Source organism: Faecalibacterium langellae, from assembly GCF_002549775.1.
GTDB classification, from domain to species: domain Bacteria; phylum Bacillota; class Clostridia; order Oscillospirales; family Ruminococcaceae; genus Faecalibacterium; species Faecalibacterium langellae.
Genome location: NZ_NMTR01000001.1, coordinates 109,681 through 132,216 on the forward strand (window position 1 = coordinate 109,681; position 22,536 = coordinate 132,216).

The following is a 22,536-nucleotide window of genomic DNA, read 5'->3' on the forward strand; positions in this document are numbered from 1 at the left end:
GTCCATGAGCATCAAATCCACCACTCCTGCCCAGCACAAAAGCAACCTGCGCAATGTGTACGGCACCTTTGCCATTGAGGGTATGACCATCAGCAAAGCCACCCGCAGCAACCTTGACCGCATCGGCAACGGACAGGCCAGCTGGCAGGAGGTTGTGAAGGAACTGCGTGCAAAGTACGATCACCCTGATAATGCATAATTAGAATAAAGGAGAAACGCCATGCCCTATTTAGAGACCATTCCAGAACTTCTGGAAGCAAAGGAAGGCGAACACGTCCAATTCAAAGAGGCGAAAAATCGGTTTGATTTTGGAGAAGCCGCAAGGTGTTGCTGCGCCTTGGCAAACAATGGCGGCGGCAAGCTGGTGTTTGGCATCACAGACAAACGGCCGCGTCAGGTAGTAGGCAGTCGTGCTTTTGAACAGCCGGAACGCACTCGTATGGGGCTGATCGACAAGCTGAAAATCAATGTTGACTTTCAGCTGTATGACTATGAGGGAAAGCGGGTACTGGTTTTTGATGTGAAAAGCCGCCCGATCGGGATGCCGGTACTGTATGAAGGCGTTGCGTGGATTTATGACGGCGATACGCTGTGTCCAATGCCGGAAGATATGCGCCGCCGCATCTATGATGAGATTGGAACAGACTTCTCCGGCAAAATTTGTGAGGGCGCGACCTTTGACGATCTGGATGAGACTGCGATTGAAAATTTCCGTTCCAACTGGATCGAAAAAAGCGGCAATAAACAGCTTGCAACACGGTCAAGGCATCAGATTCTCATTGATTGTGGTGCCATCACGGATAGTGGCGTGACCTATGCAGCTCTGATTTTGTTCGGCAAAAATGAAGCGCTTACTCGTTTTTTACCGCAGGCTGAAATTGTTTTTGAATATCGTTCTTCCGAAGCATCTGGCCCTGCAAACCAGCGGGAAGAATTCCGGGTGGGCTTCTTTGCGTGCTATGACCGCATCTGGGAGCTGGTCAATTTGCGGAACGACAAACAGCATTATCAGGAAGGTTTTTTCGTATTTGACATCTTTACGTTCAATGAGCGCGTCGTGCGAGAGGCCATTCTGAATGCAGTCAGCCACAGAAATTACCAGTTTGGCGGCAGCATCTTTGTGCGCCAATATCGGGACAGACTTGTAGTTGAAAGCCCCGGTGGCCTGCCCTTTGGCATTACGCTGGACAATATACTGGATCGTCAGTTGCCACGCAATCGCCGTATTGCAGAGATTCTTTCCCTATGCGGCATGGTCGAACGTTCCGGGCAGGGCATGAATCTGATGTTCGAGCTAAGCGTACAGGAGGCAAAGCCGCTCCCAGACTTTACTGGTACGGATGAGTTCTTTGTCAGCGTTACGCTGAATGGGCTAATCATTGACAAGGCGATGCTTTCGGTGATCAATCGCATCAGTGAAAGAAGTACAGAGCTGCTGTCCACGGAAGACTTCTTGGCCATTGATGCGCTTTACCACGATCGTCCGCTCAATGGAAAAATGCAGGCGCGGCTGCCCCGGCTGGTCGAAATGGGTATTGTGGAGCATATCGGCCGAAAGAAATATGTCCTTGCAAGAAGCCTGTATGCGGCAACAGGAAAGACCGGCGTGCATACAAGACACGTTGGTCTGGACAAAGATACCAATAAGGCGCTGCTGCTGAAACATATCCGGCAGAATAACGATGTTGGAACTCCGTTCAAAGAGTTGCAGCAAGTTTTGCCGGGTCTTACTCGTGGACAGATACAAAGGCTGATGCAAGAATTGAAAGATAGCCATCAGGTGTATCCTCAAGGAAAAACAAGCGCGGCACGTTGGTTTGCCAATGTTTGATGCAGAGGGCATTTGGATGCATGTTTAGAACCAACTTGCATCAAACTTGCTGCAAACTTGCATCAAACTTGCCGCAAAATTAAAACGGACTTGCAACCTGCCGGGTAGTAGTTGCTGCTAGACAGAGAAGGAATAATAAAATGGGAAAACTGATAAGCGATAAATTTGCCGCATGGCAGGAAGAATGTGAGCAGCGTTTCCAGCAGCTCAAGGCCAACGAGGAAGAACTGAACCGCATCTTTATTGATATTTACGGTTTGCAGGATGAGTTGACCCCGGAAGTGGAAGACAAGGATGTGACCGTGCGTCGCGCCGACCTGACCCGCGAGATCAAGAGCCTGCTTTCCTATGCAGTGGGGTGCCTGTTCGGGCGGTACTCGCTGGATGTGGATGGGCTGGTGTATGCCGGCGGCGAATGGGATGACAGCAAATATGTAACCCTCAAGCCGGTAACAGACAATGTGCTGCCGTTGTGCGATGAGGAATACTTTGGCGAAAACGACCTTGTGAACCGCATCGTGGAGTTTGTCCGGGTGGTGTACGGTGCCGATACGCTGGAAGAAAACCTTGCGTTCATTGCAAAGGCGCTAGGCAACAAGGGCAACACCAGCCGCGAGATCATCCGCAACTACTTTTTGAAGGATTTCTTTGCGGACCACTGCAAAATCTACCAGAAGCGGCCCATCTACTGGATGTTCGACAGCGGCAAGAAAAACGGCTTCAAGGCGCTGGTTTACCTCCACCGCTGGGATGCCGATACCACCGGCCGCGTCTACAACAACTATCTCAGCCCCCTGCTGCGCACCTACGCACAGCAGATCGTGCAGGAGAACAATGTCATTTCCAGCAGCAACGATGCCCGCACGGTGTCCACGGCGCAGAAGCGTCTGGACAAGCTGAAGCTCCAGCAGGAGGAGTGCGAGAAGTACGAGAAAAATATCGCCCACCTTGCCGCCCTGCGCATCACGCTGGATCTGGATGACGGCGTAAAAGTGAACTACGTCAAGGCGCAGACCGCCGCAGATGGCAAAAATCTGAACGTACTTGCGCCGATTAAATAATGTGAAACCAATACACCGGGGTGTTGCAACACCGCTCCGGTGTATTGGTGTTTCTACGATATTGTAAAGGAAAGATGAAAACCCATGGCTAAAACGACACTGCGCCAGATCGAAGAACGTCTCCGGGGAATGTTTACACCGGGAGAGCAGCGCAAACTGGTATTCTGGTACGATGAATCGGCCAGCTTTGAGAACGAAGTGAATCAGCTCGACCTCCCCGGTGTGACGGTATACCGCATGGAGCCCCGCACCCAGTTTGCCACCAAGTGGATGCTGGAGATCGACCACCCGGACGAGAGCTTTCTGATCTATGCGCCCTTTGCAAAGCCCCCACTGGAGGAAAACCATCTTGCGGATATGCTGTGCTACTCGCAGGAATACTCCACCGACAAGGCGACCATGATCGCACAGGACTTTGATCTGGATGAAAGAACCCGGCTCTTTGTGCAGGAACATATCAACTTCTTTGCAGCGCAGGATCGCACGAAACGGTTCTACGATCTGGGTACGCCTGCCTATACGGAAGAAACCTTTGCGCTGGCCATGATGGCGGTGCTGTGCAAGTGCCCGCCCAAGCCGGAGGAACTGGTACGCCATGTTCTGCGCGGTGCGCTGGATGCCGGGAACGAATCCTTGCAGCTTTTTGAGAAATTCGGGCTAGCAACGGATTTCTGGTTGGTCTGCAAACGGCTGTTTGGCTACAATCCGGCCGGGAAGAACCTGAAAGATCTGGTCACCTGCCTATTTGCCACCTATGCTGCCCACGCAATGGACATTGATGCCCCGGATGAATGGCTGGATCGCAGCCTGCCGCAGGAGGGCGAGGTTCTGAATTTCCTTGACAGCATGATGAACTATCTGCCAGATCAGCCGTATTTTGAGCGGTTCTCAGCAACGGCTGCGCAGGAGCTGAACGTCATGCAGGTTCTGGGGCAGTTGCAGCACACGAATCCCGACTTATTGCTGGACTGTACGGTGTTCGCTGCGGCAGAGACACAGATCAGCAGCTGGATCATGAATCGCCTGATGGAAGAAAACACATCGGCAACCCTGAAGGGGTACAGCATCCGGCAGATCTGCGAGGAGCGCAGCAAGACCTACTTTGGCGCAAAGGATGCCCAGAAAGAGCTGTATTGCCTGCTGGCCAATGCCTGCACCGTTCTGGAGGCAGTGCATTTCGTCCCGGCAGATGGCGTTGATGCACTGGCGGCGCAGTATAGTGGCAGCGCATGGCAGGCGGATACGGCTTATCGGAAGTTCTACCTGAGCTATGGAAAAGTCATCCGTACACAGGAGATTGAAAAGCTGCAAGCACTTGTGGAAAAAGTGTATACCAGCTGCTTCCTCGATCCACTGGCGGTGCGTTGGTGCCAGAGCCTGTCCCACGATCTGACCACCTTCCAGACGGAGCGTCAGACCCATTTTTACAGCAAGAATGTCAGTGGGACACGGGAGCGCGTGGTGGTGTTTATCTCGGATGCCATGCGGTACGAAGTGGCACAGCAGCTTTTTGAAACGCTGGCGATGGATGCAAAATGCACGGCAAAGCTGACCCCGGCTGTCAGCACAGTGCCCTCCTATACACAGCTCGGCATGGCAGCACTGCTGCCTCATGTCAGTCTGGAGCTTCAGCCTGACAGCACCGTAACCATCCTTGGAAAGAAAACGGTGGGCACTGCTGCACGGGAAAGCATCCTGCAAGCGGCAGAGAAAAACAGCAGCTGCATCCAGTTCGACCAGATGCAGAATATGCGCCGCGACGAACTGCGCAGCTACTTCTCTGGCAAGACGCTGGTGTATGTTTACCACAACCAGATCGATGCCCGCGGCGATGAGGCCCGCACGGAAAACGAGGTCTTTTCTGCCTGCGAGGAGGCTGTGGAAGAACTGTACAAGGAAATCCGCCGCCTGACCGACAATGCGAACATCCGGCACTTTATCGTAACGGCAGACCATGGGTTCCTGTATAAGCACGACCCAATTATGGAGAGCGATAAAGTCATCAATCTGCCACAGGCAGAAATCAAAAACAAGCGTTTTATGATTTCTGATGATACGCAGCCGGTGGCCGGAGCCGTGGGCTACCGCTTGGGGGATGTGCTGGATACAGCGGATAACCGCACGGTATACACCCCGCTGGGCAGTTCTATTTTCAAGTGTGCTGGCGGCGGGCAGAACTATGTGCATGGCGGTGCCTCTGTGCAGGAGATGCTGGTGCCGGTGCTGGACGTCCGCACGCAGGCCGGGCATGTTGAGACCCAGAAAGCCACCGTTTCGCTTCTGCCAACCCCTGAAACGCTGATGGATGGAAAAATCACGTTGAAGTTCCTACAGACAGAACTTGTGACGGATACTGTTCTCCCGGCGGTGTATGAGGTCTTTGTCGTCAACGCAATGGACAATCAGGTGTCCACCAAGCGGACGATCCGAGCAGACAAGACTGTGGGCTGCGCAGATGAAGAACGCCGCACAGAGGTCACGCTGACTTTGAAGAAGCTCCCGTATTCTCGTGAAAATGACTACTATTTCCTGCTGACGGACAAGGATACAGGTGCTGTTGTGGAAAAAAGATCTGTAAAAATTGATATTGCTGGGGCCAAAAAGGAGGAATAAAAATGAATATTGCTGAAGTTGTGGCAAAAATGAACGTTTACCTTCTGAATGCGGCGGATGTATGTCGCAAATGGTTAGAGCCACGTCTAAAGAGCCTTGAACCAAACGATTGGTGGAGTATGATCGTTCTCCCCAGCTTATCAGAACTTCAGCAACAGAAAGTGAATGAAAGAGGCATTTCGACGCTGCAAGGACTGGATTTACAGGCTGTTTTGACTGTGGCAAGAAAGAATATCTATTCATTCCGTAATATCGAATTCTACACGGATTATTATGGAATGAAGGATAGCATTTGAGCTATGTTTGAAGTACGGAATGACTGGGCGCATCCTACTCCAGAAGAAGTAACTTTGACTATGACGAAAACCGATTTGTCAAGGTACATTGATTTTATGGAGCGATTTGGCGGTGATCGTGTAGAAATAAACGAAGCTAAGGAATTCAGGGCCTCGGTAGAAATGCCAAACTATGGAAATCCCATTCGGATTCAGGAACCGTCTCCTTGCCCGGCTGACCGGCCTGCTGCTGCGGTCGCAAAACCTGCTCCTGCAGCCAAAGTGCTGGCAAACCCGTTTGAGCTTGGAGTGATCGTCAAGAAAAAGAGTGATCCGAGTCAAATTGGGCCAATCGTTGGCATCCAGGGCAGTGGCGAAAACACAGAATATCAGGTTTGGATTGGGAATTCACGAGAAACGCTTTATGCGGATCAAATTCTTCTTGCGGATGCTTCTCCAGAGCGCTGCAATGTCACCATCGATGAATTGAAGATTCTCCTGACTGCTCAGCAGCTCTGCAGCCCCACCAACGACCAGCTGTACTCCCTGAACGCAGCCCGTGTGGATTTTGTTCCCTATCAGTTCCGCCCGGCCCTGAAGATGATCCATGCGGAACGTCCGCGAATTCTTGTTGCAGACAGCGTCGGTGTTGGTAAAACCATTGAAGCCGGCCTAATCCTCCGTGAATTGCAGGCGCGCAACGATGATTTCGAGTCGGTACTGATCATCTGCCCCAAGCCGCTGGTTGCCGAACACAAGTGGCGCTCTGAGATGAAGCGCTTTGATGAAAACTTTACGGAGCTGGATGGTGCTTTGCTTCGGGAGGCGATCAACGAGTGCGACAAAGATGGAGAATGGCCGGTTGCTCTGCGGAAAACGATCCTGCCGTATTCACTGATGACCAAGGAGTTGCTTACGGGCAAAGGCCGCCAGAAAGGTCTGCTTGATCTGGAAGAACCGGTTCATTTTGACCTGGTGATCATTGATGAGGCTCACCACATTCGCCACTCGAATACAGGTGCTTACCGGGTTGCACATTATTTTACAGACAATGCAGATGCCGTTGTTATGCTGACAGCAACACCGGTTCAGACAGACGATGATGACCTGTATACCTTGCTGAACACTCTCCGCCCGGATGTGATCTTGGACAAAAAGACCTTCAAGGAAATGCAGGAGCCGAATGCAGAGATCAATGCGGCAGCAAGATTGATTCGCCATCAGGCAGAAAACTGGCGTTCGGAGGCTGCAGAGCACCTTGCCTGTGCCGCGCAGACCAGCTGGGGACATAGTGTCATCGAAGATAACCCGACCTATAAAAATGTCATGGCAACGCTCAAGAGTGCGCAGCCGATCGACCGCGCAACGCGTGTAGGGCTCCTTCAGGATGTGGAAGGGCTACATAGCTTTGCAGACATGATCAATCGTACCCGTCGTCAGGATATTCAGAACGATTTCTGTGTGCGCCGCCCTCAGAGCGTTTCTGTCCATTTTACCCCGGAGCAAAAAGAACTTTATGAAGCACTGATGGATTTTGAAAGTCATGCGCTCAGCTATCTGCACAACAATGTGCCGCTGGAGTTTATGATGAGCACGCTCATGCGGCAGGCTTCCAGCTGCATTTTTGGTCTCGCGCCGTTGCTGAAGGGCATGGTCACACGCCGTCTCGGCGATATTCTTTCGGATTATTGTGATGAAGAAGGCGCTCTCACGGTCAATGAACTTGAAAATCTGAGCATGGGTTCACTGGAAGCCGAATTCCGCGCAATGGCAAACCATGTGATCGAGCTCTCGGAGAATCTGCCTCAGACTGATGAAAAGCTGGAGCGTTTGTTGGAAGTCATAGAAACCAAGAGCCACCAGCAGAACAACAAGATCATCCTGTTCAGCTCGTTCCGTCATACGCTTCGCTATATAGAGCAGCATCTTGCAGAAAAAGGATACCGTGTGGCGCAGGTGAACGGCAGTGTGAAAGACGAAGAACGTCTGGCACTCCGCCAACGTTTTGAACTTCCGGTGGACAATGCCAATGCGCTGGACATCCTTTTGTTCACAGAGGTCGGCTGTGAAGGTCTGGACTATCAGTTCTGCGATTTTATGATCAATTATGATCTTCCGTGGAACCCGATGGCAATCGAACAGCGAATCGGTCGTATCGATCGTCGCGGACAAAAGAGCGATACCGTTATCATCTGTAATCTTGTAACAGAAGACACGATCGATGCAAAGATTTATCACCGTTGCCTGGAGCGCATTGGTGTGTTTGAAAGCTCGATTGGCGAGTGTGCTGGCATTCTTGGCGATATGACTCAGAAAATCAATGAGGCAGTATTCGATTCCTCTCTTACTCAGCAGGAAAAAGAGGAGAAGATTGAAAAAATCGCCGACAATGAGGTTTCCAGAGCGAACGAAATGAAACGGCTGGAGGACGAAAGCAAACAGCTGTTTGGCATTGACATCTCCGGCTATGTGTTGGACAGAAAGGTTATGGATGCCGAAAATCCGTGGATCGGAGAGCGATACATCCAGGCACTTGTGACAGAATACCTCTATCGCATTCTGGGTGAAAAGAAAAACTATATTCAGGGTGAAGGAGCCCATAAAGTTTTGACCCTGAGTGGTGAAAATCGTGCAACTCTGAAAACAAAGCTGCGCAACTCCCGGATGAAGAAATCGGCGATGTACAATCAGTGGATGGATTATCTGAAAGGCTCTGATACGCGCATCTCTGTGACTTTCAACCAGGAAGAAGCAGCACGGGACCGGAATGCGATCTTCTTTACGGCGGTTCATCCGCTTGTAAAAATGGCAGCCGCTGAACTTCATAAAAAGCAAGAGGTTTATATCAAGCTCATTGTGGATGCCAGTGACTATCCTGTTCCCTGCGGAGACTATCCGTTCCTGATCGTAGAGAGAACAATCGTTGGAATGCGGAAAGAGGTTCGTATCGTTCCGATTTCGGAAATCAATCTGTCTGCGTCGGATTTCTGTGACCTGCTGGAAGCAGCGGATTATAAGGAGATTCCTGATGATTGCACGGATAAACAGTGGGAAAAGCTGTCCCAGCTGAAACGGGAACAGCAACAGCAGGCTCTTGCGCAGCTGACGATCGATGTAAAAGAGAAATGCGATTATCGCCGTGCAGCTGTTCTGAAAAGCTATCAGTTCCGCAAAGAAGATCTGTTGGCCCGCATTGAGGCTGTGGACGACGAGAGCATCAAGCGGATGTATACGAGTCAGCTCAACAGCCTCGAAACTGAGAAGAATTCTTCTTTGAACGATTTGGAAAATATCCAGAATTGCGCAGCGGTCGAAGAAAACGTCATTGTTAGGGGAATCATTACGGTTTGTGATTAAATTAAGGATGGCTTATGGGAGATTTATATTCTGAGATCCGGGAACGTAGCAAACAGGATTATGGTCAGAAATTTGAAGAATGGGCACCCCGCATTCTGGTAGACCAGTACAGTGACCGAACACACTTTATCTTTGAGTTGATTCAGAATGCAGAGGATGCTGGGGCAACCTATGTGGCATTTTCCCTTTACCAGGACCGTCTGATTCTGTGTCATAACGGAAAACTGTTTACAGAAGCAGATATCCAGGGTATCTGCGGCATTCGTTCTACGAAAGATGAGCCGGAGTCCGGGAAAATCGGACGATTTGGCATTGGATTCAAGTCTGTCTATGCCTATACGAAAACGCCGCGGATCTATTCTGGCCAGTATTCTTTCCGGATCTGCAATCTGATCCTTCCTTATGCGGAAGAAAATGAGGCGACCGGGGACGATACGATTCTGATTCTCCCATTTGATGGAGAAGTCAATCCCGAAACAGCTTATAATGAGATCGGAGATGCGCTAAAAAAGTATCTTTCTGCGGATGTTTTGTTTGCTCTTTGCAATGTCAGAAATATAAGCTGCAAAATTTATCCGGATGAAAGCGAATGGTCCGTCAGCAAAGAATCCGTTCCAGTGGACAATGGCGTGGATAAAGTCCTGCTGACGCAGAAGCCAACAAATTCCGCAAGAAAACTTCTGGTGTTTCGTACACAAGATAAGCAGCCAATTTTGATTGGATATGAACTCGAAACGGATGACCACGGAAAAGATAGGATTATCCCGACAGAACAGCACTATCTTTATGTTTTCTTCCAGACAGCAGTAGAAACGCATCAGACATTTTACATTCATGTTCCGTTCTCAACGACACCTGCGCGAGACAATGTCAGGCACAATGAAGTGAATCAGCTCCTTGCTGAAAAACTTGCAACACTTTTTGCCGATAGCATCCGCTGGTTGTTGAAAAATGGTTATGTGACACTTGACTTTTTGAACGAGGTATACCCAATCTTGGATACCTGTAAGGAAGAAAATCTTCGAGGCATCCATGAAATGGGACTTGCACTTTTAAGGGACGGTCTTGCCCTTCTGCCGACCGAAGAAGGCGGCTATTGTTCGATCCAAAATGCAATGTTGCCTTATGCTAAAAATATAGCAGATAATATCACACAGTCCATCTTACAGAGAGAATATGGTGACACAGCCTGTTGGGTAAAAGCAGATGTCTGCCTTGGAGTCAACGAACATCTGATGATGTATCTGACCCATCATTTTGGTCTGCCGGTATTACGCTGGAGGGATGTCCTCCCGCGCCTGACCGCAGAAATTCTGGAAGAACAGACGGATGAGTGGCTTCTGAATCTGTTTGATACGATTTATTCAACCTGTACTGGTGTCTTCCGTTCCAAAGAAAAAGTAGATGCCAAAGGAATCCCCTTTGTCCGGCTTCAGGATGGTTCGCACATCCGCTGCCAGTACGATGGTATGGCACAGGTCTACCTTAATAATCCGATGTCCTGCAAAAATAAAATAAGCGCAGCAATCCTTCAGGATCAGCGCGGCAGAAATTTTTATGTTGATGCACTCGGCATTGAGGAATATAATGCCATTCGGGAACTGAAAGATGATGTGTTGTGCTTTTATGGTGAAGATTCAGATGATACGGATATCCAGTTTGAGGATAATCTGGAACACTTTGAACTGATCGAGCGTGCATTAAAGGAGAATGCAGCGGAGGTGCAACGTATTCTGGCAAATGTCCCAATCGTTTGGGATGGACAGCAATGGAAGAAGCCGGGGGACTGTTATATTCCGTTTGCATTTCTCGATCATTCAGACCTTACAGGACAGGCGGTGCTGAGCCAGCTGAATGTGCCATGGGTGTCGGAAGATTACTATGGGAAAATCCCGGCGGAAGTGTTTGAAAAAATCGGCTGTAACATCGGAATTAAAGATATACTGGTGGATTGTTGTACATATGACGATAGGCTGCAAAGAGCAGATGCCAGTTTCTTTGAAATGCTACAGAAGCGTGTCCTTTACAAGAGATGTCAAAGAGTAGACTACCCGGAAACATGGGATATGTACCATTCTATCGACCATTTACAGGATATCTTGTGTAGTAATTCCGTTGAAATGTCAGTTAAAGCGGTGGATCTTATAAATGAAAAAGTGAAGAAACACCCATTATACGGAAAAATGACCGGTTCTCATAGTAAGGCGTTTAACACCACGACAACTGACAGCGTGAATCATATTCCTTCAATGCTGGCGTTGGAGCTTAGCGGTACAAAATGGTTGTACGATAAGACTGGAACACTTCAAAGTCCCGCTGACATAAAAAAGTCAGACCTAGCTGTGCAGTATTCAGGTCACGGAGCAGAGATATTTGCACAACTTCCCTTTAAGGCAGAAAGCGAAGCTGTCGAGACTGTAATCCAAAGCGTAGAGGAACCATACCAGGCTTTTATCAGTGCTATGCTGAAAAGACCTGATGAACTGCGTCTAATGTGCGAAACATACCAGAAACTTCAGAAAAAGCGACAGAAAGAGACTGACAAAACACAATCTTTAACGGAGTTGCTTGAGAAGCAGAGCAGTGCGCAGACCGAGGTAGAGACAGAGCCAGCTCCAGATGATGAGACATTGGGCGAGTACGGTGCTGTGCGGAACCTGAAACATCGCGAAAAAAAGTTGGAAGAAAACTTCCAAGAGGGACTTGAAGGCCAAAAAACAGTTGCGCCGCGACTGCGGTATACCTGTTCTGAAAGCAACCACGAAGAAAAGGCTTTTTTGCGAGCGCAATATTTTGGTAAGTGCCAGATTTGCGGCAAGCAGATTATCCGATATGATGGAAAACCATACTTCGAGGCGTGCAATATTCTGCCGACGGATTCGATTCCGACAGCGTACAAGCAGAGCATATCAGAGGGATGGAACTCGCTTTGCCTTTGCCCGAACTGTGCAGCAGAATTCAGATATGGAAAGAAAAATCTTTCTGAACTTGTCCGAATGATTCAAACATACAACGTTGAGGAAGAAGATGAAAACCTGATCGTTTGCGATATCGAGATGCAGGGAGAGAAGCGATCAATCAAGTATACTGGAAAACATTTTCTGGCACTGCAAAAGGCAATCGGATTTTATGATGACTATATTAAGAAAAAAACTGATACAGTGAAAGATGAATCCGATGGTTGAGATAACTCTGGCAAGCAGTGCATTCGTGCGCACAAATGCAAATTTTGCGTTGCAAAATGCTTGTTGGGAAATCCCAAACCCTTTCTGATCTGCACCGTTCCGGTGCAGGCTGCGCGTTCTTTCCGAACGCTATTGAATGTGTCAATGCACACTCTCTCCGAAAATCCGGGGTGCTTTTTGGTGCAAGCGTCAATGGCATAATTCCTAAGTTCATGATAGAATAGGTGCGTTGTGTGCCTGACACATGAAAACGGAAAGGACGATGCAGAAATGGAGCAGCTTTATCTGATGCCCGGTGAGGAACGCTACACAAAGTTTCGGGATGAGAACGGTGTGCCCAAAATCCGTTACACCTACTGCTCCCTGCACGGCAAGCTGTTCAATTGCGTGTGTCGCTCAACAGATGAAGCCCAACGGCTGTGTGAAGATTGGCTCGTAACGCAGGATCGCTGCTACATAAACTAAAAAAGTCGCCGAGGATTCCGCCCCATGAAAGGGTTAGAATCCTCGGCGACTTTCGTTTATCGGGTCTGCTGCTTTTCCTGTGCGTCTTTTTCTTCTGCGAAGAACAATTCAATATTTTTCTGTGCCTTTACCAACTCCTGCATTTCTTCTCGTGCCTTGCGATAGTCCGGGTAGGCTGCTTTCTTTTGGGTCAGAAGATCGGAATACTCTGCATTCAGTGCTTTGACCTTCGGCAGCTTTTTTAAGCCAGTTTCATCGAAAGCGGCCTTGGCTACTTTGTGCAGTGTGATTTCTTCCCGGTGAGTATCCAGAAACTTTTTGCTATATCCCGCTTTCCGGTAGGCATCGTAGACTGGGTGGGTCTTGGCGTAATTGACGATGTGCGTTTTCAGCACAGCAATTTCCGCCATCCGTGTTTCGGCGGCTTTGATGGAATCTCCCAGCTGGTGGTATTTTTCTGTTGCCGCCGCTGTGCGTTCATTCAGTTCATCTGCGCTGCCAATTTTGTGCTCCTGCAAGAAAATCAGCGTCTTGGACATTTCTTTCAGATTATATTTTTTCGCCCATCGTGCATAGCCTTCGCTTTTGCCCTCGGCCAGCTTTGCCTGAATGTCAACCAGCAATTGGAACGGCGGCTCTTGGAACGGCTGTGTCTGACGCGGACGGTGTTCGGTTTTTCCCGCAATCACCGCTTGCAGTTCATCCTCACTGTACCCAGCCCCCAGCGTTTTGAAGCGGATGAACCGCTTCTGCCGTGCGCCCTTGACGGAAGTGTATTTTCCACGCTTGACCTCATAACCCTGTTGTTCCAGTTTTTGCAGAAAATCTTCGTAATCCTTGGGCTTTTCTGCAAGGATGCTGTCGATGATGCCACACAGCCTATCACGATTGCTTTCTTTGGGTGGATAGAGGGTACGTTTCTGCCGTTCCCGGTAGGGCTTTATTTCAATAACAGAGAGCTGATGCTCCAGACAAATCAAGTCGCTCAACCGCTGAACGGCCAGTGCCGAAAAGAAAAAATCCCGGAACTTTTTTGAACCGTCCAATGCGGTGGAGTTGAAAATCACATGGTTATGGATGTGGTGACGGTCTGTGTGGGTGGCAACGATAAAAGCGTATTTGCCCTTGGTAAACCGCATGGCAAGTTCATAGCCCACCTTGTTGGCTTCCTCGGCGGTGATCTCACCGGGTTTGAAAGACTGTCGAATTTGATAGGCGATGATGTCGCTTTTCTGTCTGCGCCCGGTAGCAAGTTCATACTGCCGCTTGGAAAGCATAAATTCTTCATCGACTGTCAGAGGGCTACACTCGTAGCAGCTTACCAGTTCACCTTGTTCGGTCTTATCTGGATTCTGCACATAGTCTGTGCGGCTTTTCAGACAAGCCGCAACTGACTTGCCCTTGTTTTTGTGCAACGCGATCAGCCGTGTCGCGGCCATCCTGAATCACCCCCATAAAAGAAAAATGCCGCCCGAAGGCGGCAAACGATTAAAACTATTTCTTACAGTTCGGCAAGCCACTCACTGAAACGTCCGATGTCCTCGGTGATGGCTGTTGCACCGAAAAAGAGAACGAAGCAGATGAACTCAGCTACCAGCAGGATAAAGAACTGATCCCAAGTCTGGCGGTAGGCAGTGTAGATGCCGCAGCCGAAGATGTAGAGCATCAGCGGAGCAACCACATAGCTGGACAACGTGAGCAGCCACTTCGCCATCAGAGCCAGAAAAGCCACAAAGAGAGAAACCGGGAAGAGAACAATTTTCTTCAGGATAGACATCATATCAGGCACTTCCTTTCTGTTCGCTCTTATTATAAAGGTATCGACTATTGCACTGCAAGGATGTCAAGCATTATATGTACACCCGCAGTCCTCCAACTGCGGGAATTTTCTTAGAGATTTGCCAGTTTAGTCAGAATCTGCTTGCCAATGGAAATCAGTTCGTCCAGCCGGGTGCGCAGATCAGCAAGGTCGGCAGAGTAGATCTTGCCGTTTTCGTTAGCGCGTTTGGCGACCTGATTCAGATTGTTACTGCAATTCTGAAGCAGATAAGCCATTCGGCGCAGCTGTGGAAGGTCGAGGTTCAGGCAGTAGCCATCCAGTGCCATTTTGCGGATATAGGCACTCAGACTGTGGATGCCCATTCCATACATCTTATCTAAAATGCGGTTTCGTTCTTCATCGGTCACACGAATAAATAGACGGTGTTCCCGCTTTTTCACATTATCGCCCCTCCTTATCCAGATAACTCTTGAACGGCTTGACTGGTTCCGGTTGGTTGGTCTTTTCCCCCAGTGCAGCCAGCACAGACGGACGAGTTGCAGGTGTTTCGGTTTCCTCGGTTTCTTCGGGAGCATCCTGCGAGGAACTGCGGTCACGGTCGATGTTCAGCAAGGCGTTCAATTCAGCAAGGCGGGCAGACTTTTCGGCCAGTTCTTCCTCCTGTGCAAAGGGCTTTGCCACTTCGACCTCTGCGGCCTGCTTCTGCTGTTCAAGGTTTTGCAGAGCATTTTCGGCATCTGCAATACGGTCAGCGAAATTGTCGATGGCATTGTCCAGACGAGTGATATTGCCGCGCGCATCATCGCCCAGCGACACCGGGTAACTCAACTCTGCCCGGAGCACGGCCTGATGCTCGTTCTTGAAGCTGTCGAATCGAATGTTCAGTTCAAACCCACGGTAGGTGCCCAGCAGCATCATATCAGCATTGGGCATCTCCTGCCGAGCCAGCAGCAGCCGTTCGCCTGCAGCCTTTTTGTCATCGTACACCATGCCCTTGATGGTCATGCCGCAGAAGTTTTCTTTGTCCTGCGGGTGTGCTGCTGCAATCTGTGAATCCTGTTGTAAAGCAGCAATGCGGGTTTTCTGTTTCTGGATCTCCTCCGGGAAAGTTTTGAGCAGCTTATCCTCCAGACGATATTTCTGATTCTGGAAGTCACCGCGCAGAACTTTCAATTTTGCCACCTGCACGTCCAAGTCCATCTTTTCCCGGATGCGAGGGTCGCCTGCACACAGAGCCTTGATTTCTGCGTAAGACAGAGCCTGTTCATCAATATCATCGCAGGAGCGCATGGGAGATTTGCTCGTCATAATCTGAGAAATGAACTTCTGCTTATTCTCTAAGGTCTGGTACAAGTAGGCGTCAAATGTCGATTCAGTGACGTAATTATAGACGTACACTTGTTTGTTTTGATTGCCTTGACGGATGATTCTGCCATTGCGCTGAGTCATATCCGACGGACGCCAGCCTACATCCAGATGATGCACTGCCACAAGAAGCGTCTGGACATTTGTACCGGCTCCCATTTTTGCAGTGCTGCCCAGCAGCACACGCACCTGTCCGCTGCGCACCTTGGAGAAAAGTTCTGCTTTCTTGTTCTCCGTATCTGCGTTGTGGATGAACTCAATCTCCTGTTCGGGCACACCGGCGTTGAGCAGCTTGGTGCGAATATCATCATAGACGTTGAACGAACCGTCCCCCTTGGGAGTAGACATATCGCAGAAAATCAACTGGGTCAGCTTCTGCTCCTTAGTGTCGTTCCAGATGCGCAGGACGTTGTTGACGCAGGCATTTAACTTGCTGTTGGGGTCATCGGGCAGAGCCGAGTTCATCAGCCGCTGGTCAAGACCGATCTTACGGCCATCCGAGGTGATCTTCAGCATATTGTCCACCGAGGGGTCAACGGAACCGCTGTGAACTTCGGCGGCGCGTTCGCTCAACGCCTGCACCATGTCCTGTTGGATTTCCGAAGGCTTGACCACTACCGTCTCGAAGTTTGCATCAGGCACCGGGAGATGAAGCTGGTCGCTGGTCTTGATATCTGCTGCTTCTTTGAACATCGCCATCAGTTCAGGCAAGTTGAAGAACTTCGCAAAACGAGTGCGTGCACGGTATCCGGTGCCCTCCGGAGCCAGTTCAATGGCTGTCGTGGTCTCGCCAAAAGTCGATGCCCACGCGTCAAAATGGGTCAGCCCTTTCTGCTGCAAAGTGTTGTACTGGAGGTAGCGCATCAGGGTGTACATCTCGGTCATGCTGTTGCTGATGGGGGTGCCTGTTGCAAAAATAACGCCGCGGCCTCCGGTGATTTCATCGAGGTAGCGGCATTTTCCAAACATATCAGAAGATTTTTGCGCTTCGGATGTGCTCAAACCTGCCACATTCCGCATCTTTGTATATAAGAACAGGTTCTTATAATTTTGGCTCTCGTCCACAAACAGTCTGTCTACGCCCAATTGTTCAAACGTAACCACATCATCTTTACGGTCTGTGCCTTGCAGCTTTTCCAATTTCTGTTTCAAAGACTTGCGCAGCTTTTCCAGCTGCTTTACTGTGAAATGCTCGCCAACCTGCGCTTTCGCTTCTTCGATGGCCTCCTCGATTTCATCCATCTGTTCCTGAATCAGACGCTCCTGTCGTTCTGCGGACAAGGGTATCTTTTCAAACTGGCTGTGTCCGATGATAACCGCATCATAATCACCGGTTGCAATTCTCGCACAGAATTTTTTGCGATTACCGGGTTCAAAATCTTTTTTGCTGGTGACCAGCAGCTTTGCATTGGGGTACAGGCGTAAAAATTCGCTGGCCCATTGTTCCGTCAAATGGTTTGGCACGACAAAAAGACTTTTCTGGCACAAGCCCAGACGTTTTAGTTCCATAGCGGAAGCCGCCATCTCAAAACTCTTGCCAGCACCGACTTCGTGCGCCAAAAGGGTGTTGTACCCATACAGCACATGGGCAACCGCATTGCGCTGATGCTCTCGCAAATTGATCTCCGGGTTCATGCCCACAAAATGAATGTGGGAACCATCGTATTCACGGGGGCGGGTGCTGTTAAAAAGCTCGTTGTACTTCTTCACCAATAAGGCGCGTCGCTGAGGGTCTTTCCAGACCCAGCCAGCGAAAGCATCCTTGATGGCCTGCTGTTTCTGCTGGGCGAGGGTGGTTTCGTTTTGATTCAGCACACGCTTTTCTTTCCCATCCTCCTCGATGGTATCATAAACGCGGCTGTCACGCAAATTCAAGGTATCCTCCAAAATCTTGTATGCGTTGGCTCGGCGGGTACCGTAGGTTTCAGTGGCCATAATGTCACCAAAGCCAGTAGCAGATTTATTGCTGATCCGCCATTCGGAAGTGTAAGGGGAGTAGCGAACGGTGATGGCATTGTTGTAGCGGATACGATAGGGCGGCTGAAAAGTTTCCATCATAAACTGTTGTACGATAGAGGGGTCAAGCCATGTGGCACCCAAACGCACATCAATTTCAGATGCCTCCAGATCTTTGGGCTGTGCCTTGGTCAGTGCGTCCACATTAACCTTGAACTCCGGGTGACTTTCCGCAGCAAGCTGTGCCATCCGCAGCTTATCGCGTACATTACCCGAAAGGTATTCGTCCGCAGTCTGCCAGCCTGCTTCCGAGTCGTCAGCATCCGCAGCAGGGTCTTTGAAAATCACGCCGGACAATTCGGTGGTGATGCGCCCGTACTCGCCGGGTGTGCCCAGCAGTTCTGCCATATAAGGCAGATCAACCTTGCCATGCTCCCCGATGGACACTGCCAGTGCTTCACTGGGGGTATCCACGCTGGTGACAACACGCTCTGGCCGAATCGTCCGCTTGGTGAACATATCTGCCTTGGACTTGAGATTTTTATTCTCGTCCAGATTCTCCAGTGAGCAGAGCAGATAGTAGGAACTGTCATCATCGAACAGGCGGGCGTTTTTCTTGTCGTTAATCAGGCCGTATTTTGCGGTAAAGGCATCGTAGGCGGCGTTCAATTTTGCTTGCGACGCCTTAATGTCCTCGTCCGGGAAGTCGTTCAACTGTTGGTCAATCAGTTCGTTGACGATCTGCCGCAACTCCACCATACCAGCTACACGGCCTTTGGCGTTGTCGGACAGTTCGATCTGCGTCATGATAGAGTTCTCTCGGTAGTAGATCTCGCCATCAACAACCGTATAGCTAAAATTCTTCACAGTCGGGTCTGCGGGAAGCGTTTTGCGCTGTGCTTCCGCATCTGCGACGTCCGGGGCAGCAATCTCCACCGCAGTGTAATTGCCCTCGATGTGCTGTACCGCCTCGGCAAGCTGGTCTGCAAGGCTGGTGCCCTCGATGGGTGCAACGGTCAGGTCGTGACCATATTGGGTGCTTTCCATCGTGAGCTGCCCCAGCACCATCTCCGGGTGGTCTACGAAATACTGGTTGATGGCAAAGCCGTCCTTGGTCTTGCCAAGCTGCACCCATGCAGGCTCAATGTCCGCAGGGCGGTCACGCTTCTGCAAAAAAATAATGTCGCTGACAACATCCGTGCCAGCGTTGGCACGGAACGCATTATTCGGCAGACGGATAGCACCCAGCAAATCGGCACGCTCTGCCATGTGTTTGCGAGCGGTACTGTCCTTGCTGTCCATGGTGTAGCGGCTGGTGACGAACGCCACGATACCGCCCGGACGCACTTGGTCGATGGCTTTCGCAAAGAAATAATTGTGGATAGAGAATCCCAACTTGTTGTACGCCTTGTCGTTGGCCTTGTAGTTGCCGAAGGGCACGTTGCCCACCGCCAGATCGTAGAAATCACGGCGATCGGTGGTCTCAAAGCCGGCAACAGTAATGTCAGCCTGCGGATACAGCATCTTGGCAATGCGCCCGGTGATGCTGTCCAGTTCCACGCCATACAGCCGACTGTCTGCCATGCTGTCCGGCAGCATTCCAAAGAAGTTGCCCACGCCCATGGACGGCTCCAAGATGTTGCCGCTGCGGAAACCCATGCGCTCCACGGCATCGTAGATGCCACGGATAACGGTGGGGCTGGTGTAGTGGGCGTTCAGGGTGCTGGAACGGGCAGCAGCATACTCATCCTCGGAGAGCAGCCCTTTCAGTTCGGTGTACTCTTTTGCCCAGCCGTCCTTGTTGGGGTCAAAAGCATCTGCAAGACCGCCCCAGCCCACATACTGGGAAAGCACCTGCTGTTCTTCAGGGGTGGCCCCCCGGTGCTCCCGTTCCAGCTTGAACAGAGTGCGGATGGCTTCAATGTTCCGGGCATATTTCTGCTTTGCGCCGCCCTCGCCCAGATGGTCGTCCGTGATGCGGAAGTTCCCAGCAGGCTCCGGCGCAGGTTCAGCATTCAGAGCTTCATCCAAGGCAGCGGCATCCGGGAAGGTCTGCACTTTTCCGTCCATCACAGTAGAGATGGGGAGTTCGTCCAGTTCTTCGTCCGTAAGCGGCGGTTTGTCCTCGTCCGGCTCATGCGCAGGAGTGAGATTGACCGTCAGGTTGTGCAGATGGATGTTGCCCGGCTGGCGCAGCAGCCGTTCCAGATTTTCCTTGCTTTCCGAGCGGGCAACCGGATAGACCTCATCCGGGTCACGAAGCTGGATGTTCAGAGTTCCGACAGTTTCGACCGTAAAATCCTTACCGTCCAGACGGATTGTATCGCCCACACGGTAATTACGCTCTTTTGGGAGAGCGGGAACAGGTTCATTTTCTGCCAAAAACTTTGCCTTTTCCACTGCAAGCCAATCGGCGGCGGTTCGTTCATCCGTCTCTTTTTTCAAAGCGGTGCAATAGGATTCGGCCTGCTCCTTGTCTGTAAATTGCGCCATTCCGTTATCATTTGCATAGTAGCCCTCATTGAGATCATCCCAGATAGCAAAAAGCTGGGACGTACCTCCGACCACTTCGCGGACAGAAAAACGCTCATATTCCGGCACCTCGGATTCCTTGTAGATGGTTTCTGCCTGCTCCAGCATTTCATCCACACGCTGGCTAGGTTCATTCTGCCGCAGACCGTCCTCGAATTGTCGTTTGTTGATAACTTCGTTATCCCACGACTGTCCGTGTGCGCTGGTGTCGATGCGAACATCCGTTTCGCCGATATAGCCAATGGTGCCCTCGATGGTTCCAGTGGGCAAATCAACCATTACATCGTCACCGACTTTGTAGCCGTTTTCTTCCTGTACAGTGGTACGCTGCTCTTTTTCCTCATCGGTCAGGTAACGGTCGGATTGGATCATCAGGTCGATATACTTTTCCACCTGCGCCCATTTCAGGGTGATTTTCTGGTGGTCGGGGTAATGGTCAAATTCCAGCCCCTTCCAGTCGTGGTTCACGAAGCCTCGACTGCCGTCCAGAAAATCGTGGGAGTGCCCACCGATTCCGTACTCCTTTGCCAACGCTTTGGCGCGGAGGTTGCGGTCGGGCTGGGTCTGGTACAGTGCCATAATGCGCTGTTTGCCGCCCATAAATCCCGAACCATGCTTACGCAACTCGTTCTCAATTTCAGCCTGTGACAAAACAAAAGCGGAGGGCGTTTTTTCGCTCTCCGCTTGGTCGATGGTTTCGATTTGCTGGGCTTCGGTGGGGATGTGGGCATCAAAGAAACTTAACTGTAAATCAATTCCATCAGCACCAGTTCCTCTGCCTGCGCTTTCAGGCTGTTCATGTGCTGCACCCATTCCATTTGCCGGTTCTCCTTGTCCGGGGCCGGGGTCTGTTTCAGAAGCTGCTCCATGGTCTGCTGCATCCGGCTCTCTGCCGTCTGCTCCACTTCCATCAGGTGCGGGTACAGGCTCCCGTTCAGGAGCATCGTGTTGTACAGCACCGGGCGATGGTCTTTCAGGTACGTCCGGCGCAGCCTGCCGTATTTGCCCAGCGGCTTCCGGGGCTGGGTCAAAGTCAGGTTCGGGAGCTGGTAGTCCCCGACGGTCGAGTAGGTCACGTTCCTGCTGTTCATATTCATATTGGCTCCTTTCTGCATTGCGGCGGCGGATGGTGGTTTTTACGGTGCGCTCAATTTGGCGTAAGACCTCCCGGCTCATGTCGCTGACGGCTGCGCCGAGGGCGTAGACACTATCCGGGGTGGAGAAATTGTAGACTGCCTGAAAATCGTCCTTGTCGAACCACCCGGCAGGCTCAAACCCGCAGCGTTCCAGCAGCGTGTAGGTGACGCTGATTGCAGCAGCGCTTTTGAACTGTATCTCCACCCCGGCATCATCATAATCCATCAAGAGCGACCCGTCAACGATGGCACGGATATCGCCACCATTGTTGTCCCAGTAATCCGCCACCAGCTTCCCGGCAACATCCGCAAGCTGCTGGCTGACACGCTCTCCGCTGATGCCGTAGGTGGCGGCGAGCATTTCTGAAACCGGCTGTTTCAGGTCATCGTTGTACTGCCACAGGTCGGGGTCACGGGAATTACGGCGCACCCCGGTGTCCGACACATCGAAAACGTAGTGCAGGCGGGGAAATCCGCTGGATTCGTCTAGCAGAGCGATACCCTTGGAGCCGCGCCGGACATACCGGTTCATGCGGTTGTTCCAGACGTCGTAATCGGCGCAGGCTGTGGCATCGGGTCGCTGAGCGTAGATCATCAGCTGGTCTGCAAAGGGGTACTTGTACAGCCGGGATGCGGTGGTCAGATAGTCCGTCCAGCTTTCCCAGTACCGAGTCAAGCCGTTCGCCGTGCGCTGGGCAAGGGCGAGATATTCTTCGGTTTTGCTTGGCATTTTGGCCTCCTTCTTCAGATTTTAGGGTATAAAAATAGCGGGCAACCGTTTTGAGGGTCGCCCGCAAGGGATGTAATAAAAATCGATTATTGAATATTGTTGTCCTTTATGAATTTCATGATGCAGCAGCCCATCACGATGACGGGAAGCACGGTTCGTAAACCGAGGTCGCCGACCCGCACATTTACATCAATCACAAGCCCTGCAAACCATGCCGCTAAAGTGAAAACAGTTGCCCATCCGTAATTCA

12 protein-coding genes are annotated in these 22,536 nt (G+C 50.8%); 8 read left to right on the forward strand and 4 right to left on the reverse strand.

Translation table 11 applies throughout. The features are described 5' to 3' along the window. The first annotated feature begins 4 nt into the window (after nucleotides 1-4). The 8 genes from CGS49_RS00525 to CGS49_RS00560 all read left to right on the forward strand — a co-directional run bounded on the left by CGS49_RS00525 (nucleotide 5) and on the right by CGS49_RS00560 (nucleotide 12,787). Nucleotides 5-199, forward strand: a complete 195-nt coding sequence (locus CGS49_RS00525; protein ID WP_097800074.1) for an antitoxin VbhA family protein — start codon at nucleotides 5-7, stop codon at nucleotides 197-199. Between the two features lie 21 nt (nucleotides 200-220). Then, on the forward strand, nucleotides 221-1,831 hold the full coding sequence (locus CGS49_RS00530; protein ID WP_097800075.1) for an RNA/DNA-binding domain-containing protein: 1,611 nt from the start codon (nucleotides 221-223) through the stop codon (nucleotides 1,829-1,831). 140 nt (nucleotides 1,832-1,971) lie between these two features. Beyond that, nucleotides 1,972-2,892 carry a BREX-1 system adenine-specific DNA-methyltransferase PglX gene (locus CGS49_RS00535; protein ID WP_097800076.1) on the forward strand — a complete coding sequence of 307 codons (921 nt, stop codon included), beginning with the start codon at nucleotides 1,972-1,974 and terminating at the stop codon, nucleotides 2,890-2,892. Nucleotides 2,893-2,976: 84 nt separating this feature from the next. Next, a complete protein-coding gene (gene pglZ, locus CGS49_RS00540; protein WP_097800077.1) occupies nucleotides 2,977-5,505 on the forward strand; it encodes a BREX-1 system phosphatase PglZ type A in 2,529 nt (842 codons plus the stop codon). 2 nt (nucleotides 5,506-5,507) lie between these two features. Then, nucleotides 5,508-5,801 carry a hypothetical protein gene (locus CGS49_RS00545; RefSeq protein ID WP_097800078.1) on the forward strand — a complete coding sequence of 98 codons (294 nt, stop codon included), beginning with the start codon at nucleotides 5,508-5,510 and terminating at the stop codon, nucleotides 5,799-5,801. A gap of 60 nt (nucleotides 5,802-5,861) precedes the next feature. Then, nucleotides 5,862-9,137: a DEAD/DEAH box helicase gene (locus CGS49_RS00550; RefSeq protein ID WP_179858994.1), complete on the forward strand. Its 3,276-nt coding sequence runs from the start codon at nucleotides 5,862-5,864 to the stop codon at nucleotides 9,135-9,137. Nucleotides 9,138-9,151: 14 nt separating this feature from the next. Next, nucleotides 9,152-12,322 carry a sacsin N-terminal ATP-binding-like domain-containing protein gene (locus CGS49_RS00555; protein WP_097800080.1) on the forward strand — a complete coding sequence of 1,057 codons (3,171 nt, stop codon included), beginning with the start codon at nucleotides 9,152-9,154 and terminating at the stop codon, nucleotides 12,320-12,322. Nucleotides 12,323-12,592: 270 nt separating this feature from the next. After that, nucleotides 12,593-12,787, forward strand: coding sequence for a DUF3873 family protein (locus tag CGS49_RS00560; RefSeq protein ID WP_005924624.1), 195 nt, complete (start codon nucleotides 12,593-12,595; stop codon nucleotides 12,785-12,787). Between the two features lie 56 nt (nucleotides 12,788-12,843). Here CGS49_RS00560 and CGS49_RS00565 read toward each other — a convergent pair whose 3' ends face one another. From CGS49_RS00565 to CGS49_RS00580, 4 genes are all read right to left on the reverse strand, one after another. Then, a complete protein-coding gene (locus CGS49_RS00565) occupies nucleotides 12,844-14,226 on the reverse strand; it encodes a relaxase/mobilization nuclease domain-containing protein (protein ID WP_097800081.1) in 1,383 nt (460 codons plus the stop codon). Nucleotides 14,227-14,288: 62 nt separating this feature from the next. Continuing rightward, nucleotides 14,289-14,567: a hypothetical protein gene (locus CGS49_RS00570; RefSeq protein WP_005924630.1), complete on the reverse strand. Its 279-nt coding sequence runs from the start codon at nucleotides 14,565-14,567 to the stop codon at nucleotides 14,289-14,291. Nucleotides 14,568-14,677: 110 nt separating this feature from the next. After that, nucleotides 14,678-15,007 (reverse strand): plasmid mobilization protein, encoded by a 330-nt coding sequence (locus CGS49_RS00575; RefSeq protein ID WP_005924636.1) that lies wholly within the window; start codon nucleotides 15,005-15,007, stop codon nucleotides 14,678-14,680. 1 nt (nucleotide 15,008) lies between these two features. Beyond that, the gene (locus CGS49_RS00580; RefSeq protein ID WP_489752629.1) at nucleotides 15,009-22,286 is read right to left on the reverse strand and encodes a DEAD/DEAH box helicase family protein; all 7,278 of its coding nucleotides are present in this window, start codon (nucleotides 22,284-22,286) and stop codon (nucleotides 15,009-15,011) included. Nucleotides 22,287-22,536: the final 250 nt, after the last annotated feature.

What these genes read in the sequence shown, in the direction of transcription:
- CGS49_RS00570 (WP_005924630.1), bottom strand. Translation starts at nt 14,567, where the DNA reads ATGATGTCTATCCTGAAGAAAATTGTTCTCTTCCCGGTTTCTCTCTTT.
- CGS49_RS00555 (WP_097800080.1), top strand. Translation starts at nt 9,152, where the DNA reads ATGGGAGATTTATATTCTGAGATCCGGGAACGTAGCAAACAGGATTAT.
- CGS49_RS00565 (WP_097800081.1), bottom strand. Translation starts at nt 14,226, where the DNA reads ATGGCCGCGACACGGCTGATCGCGTTGCACAAAAACAAGGGCAAGTCA.
- CGS49_RS00580 (WP_489752629.1), bottom strand. Translation starts at nt 22,286, where the DNA reads ATGCCAAGCAAAACCGAAGAATATCTCGCCCTTGCCCAGCGCACGGCG.
- CGS49_RS00545 (WP_097800078.1), top strand. Translation starts at nt 5,508, where the DNA reads ATGAATATTGCTGAAGTTGTGGCAAAAATGAACGTTTACCTTCTGAAT.
- CGS49_RS00530 (WP_097800075.1), top strand. Translation starts at nt 221, where the DNA reads ATGCCCTATTTAGAGACCATTCCAGAACTTCTGGAAGCAAAGGAAGGC.
- CGS49_RS00535 (WP_097800076.1), top strand. Translation starts at nt 1,972, where the DNA reads ATGGGAAAACTGATAAGCGATAAATTTGCCGCATGGCAGGAAGAATGT.
- CGS49_RS00560 (WP_005924624.1), top strand. Translation starts at nt 12,593, where the DNA reads ATGGAGCAGCTTTATCTGATGCCCGGTGAGGAACGCTACACAAAGTTT.
- CGS49_RS00550 (WP_179858994.1), top strand. Translation starts at nt 5,862, where the DNA reads ATGACGAAAACCGATTTGTCAAGGTACATTGATTTTATGGAGCGATTT.
- CGS49_RS00525 (WP_097800074.1), top strand. Translation starts at nt 5, where the DNA reads ATGAGCATCAAATCCACCACTCCTGCCCAGCACAAAAGCAACCTGCGC.
- pglZ (WP_097800077.1), top strand. Translation starts at nt 2,977, where the DNA reads ATGGCTAAAACGACACTGCGCCAGATCGAAGAACGTCTCCGGGGAATG.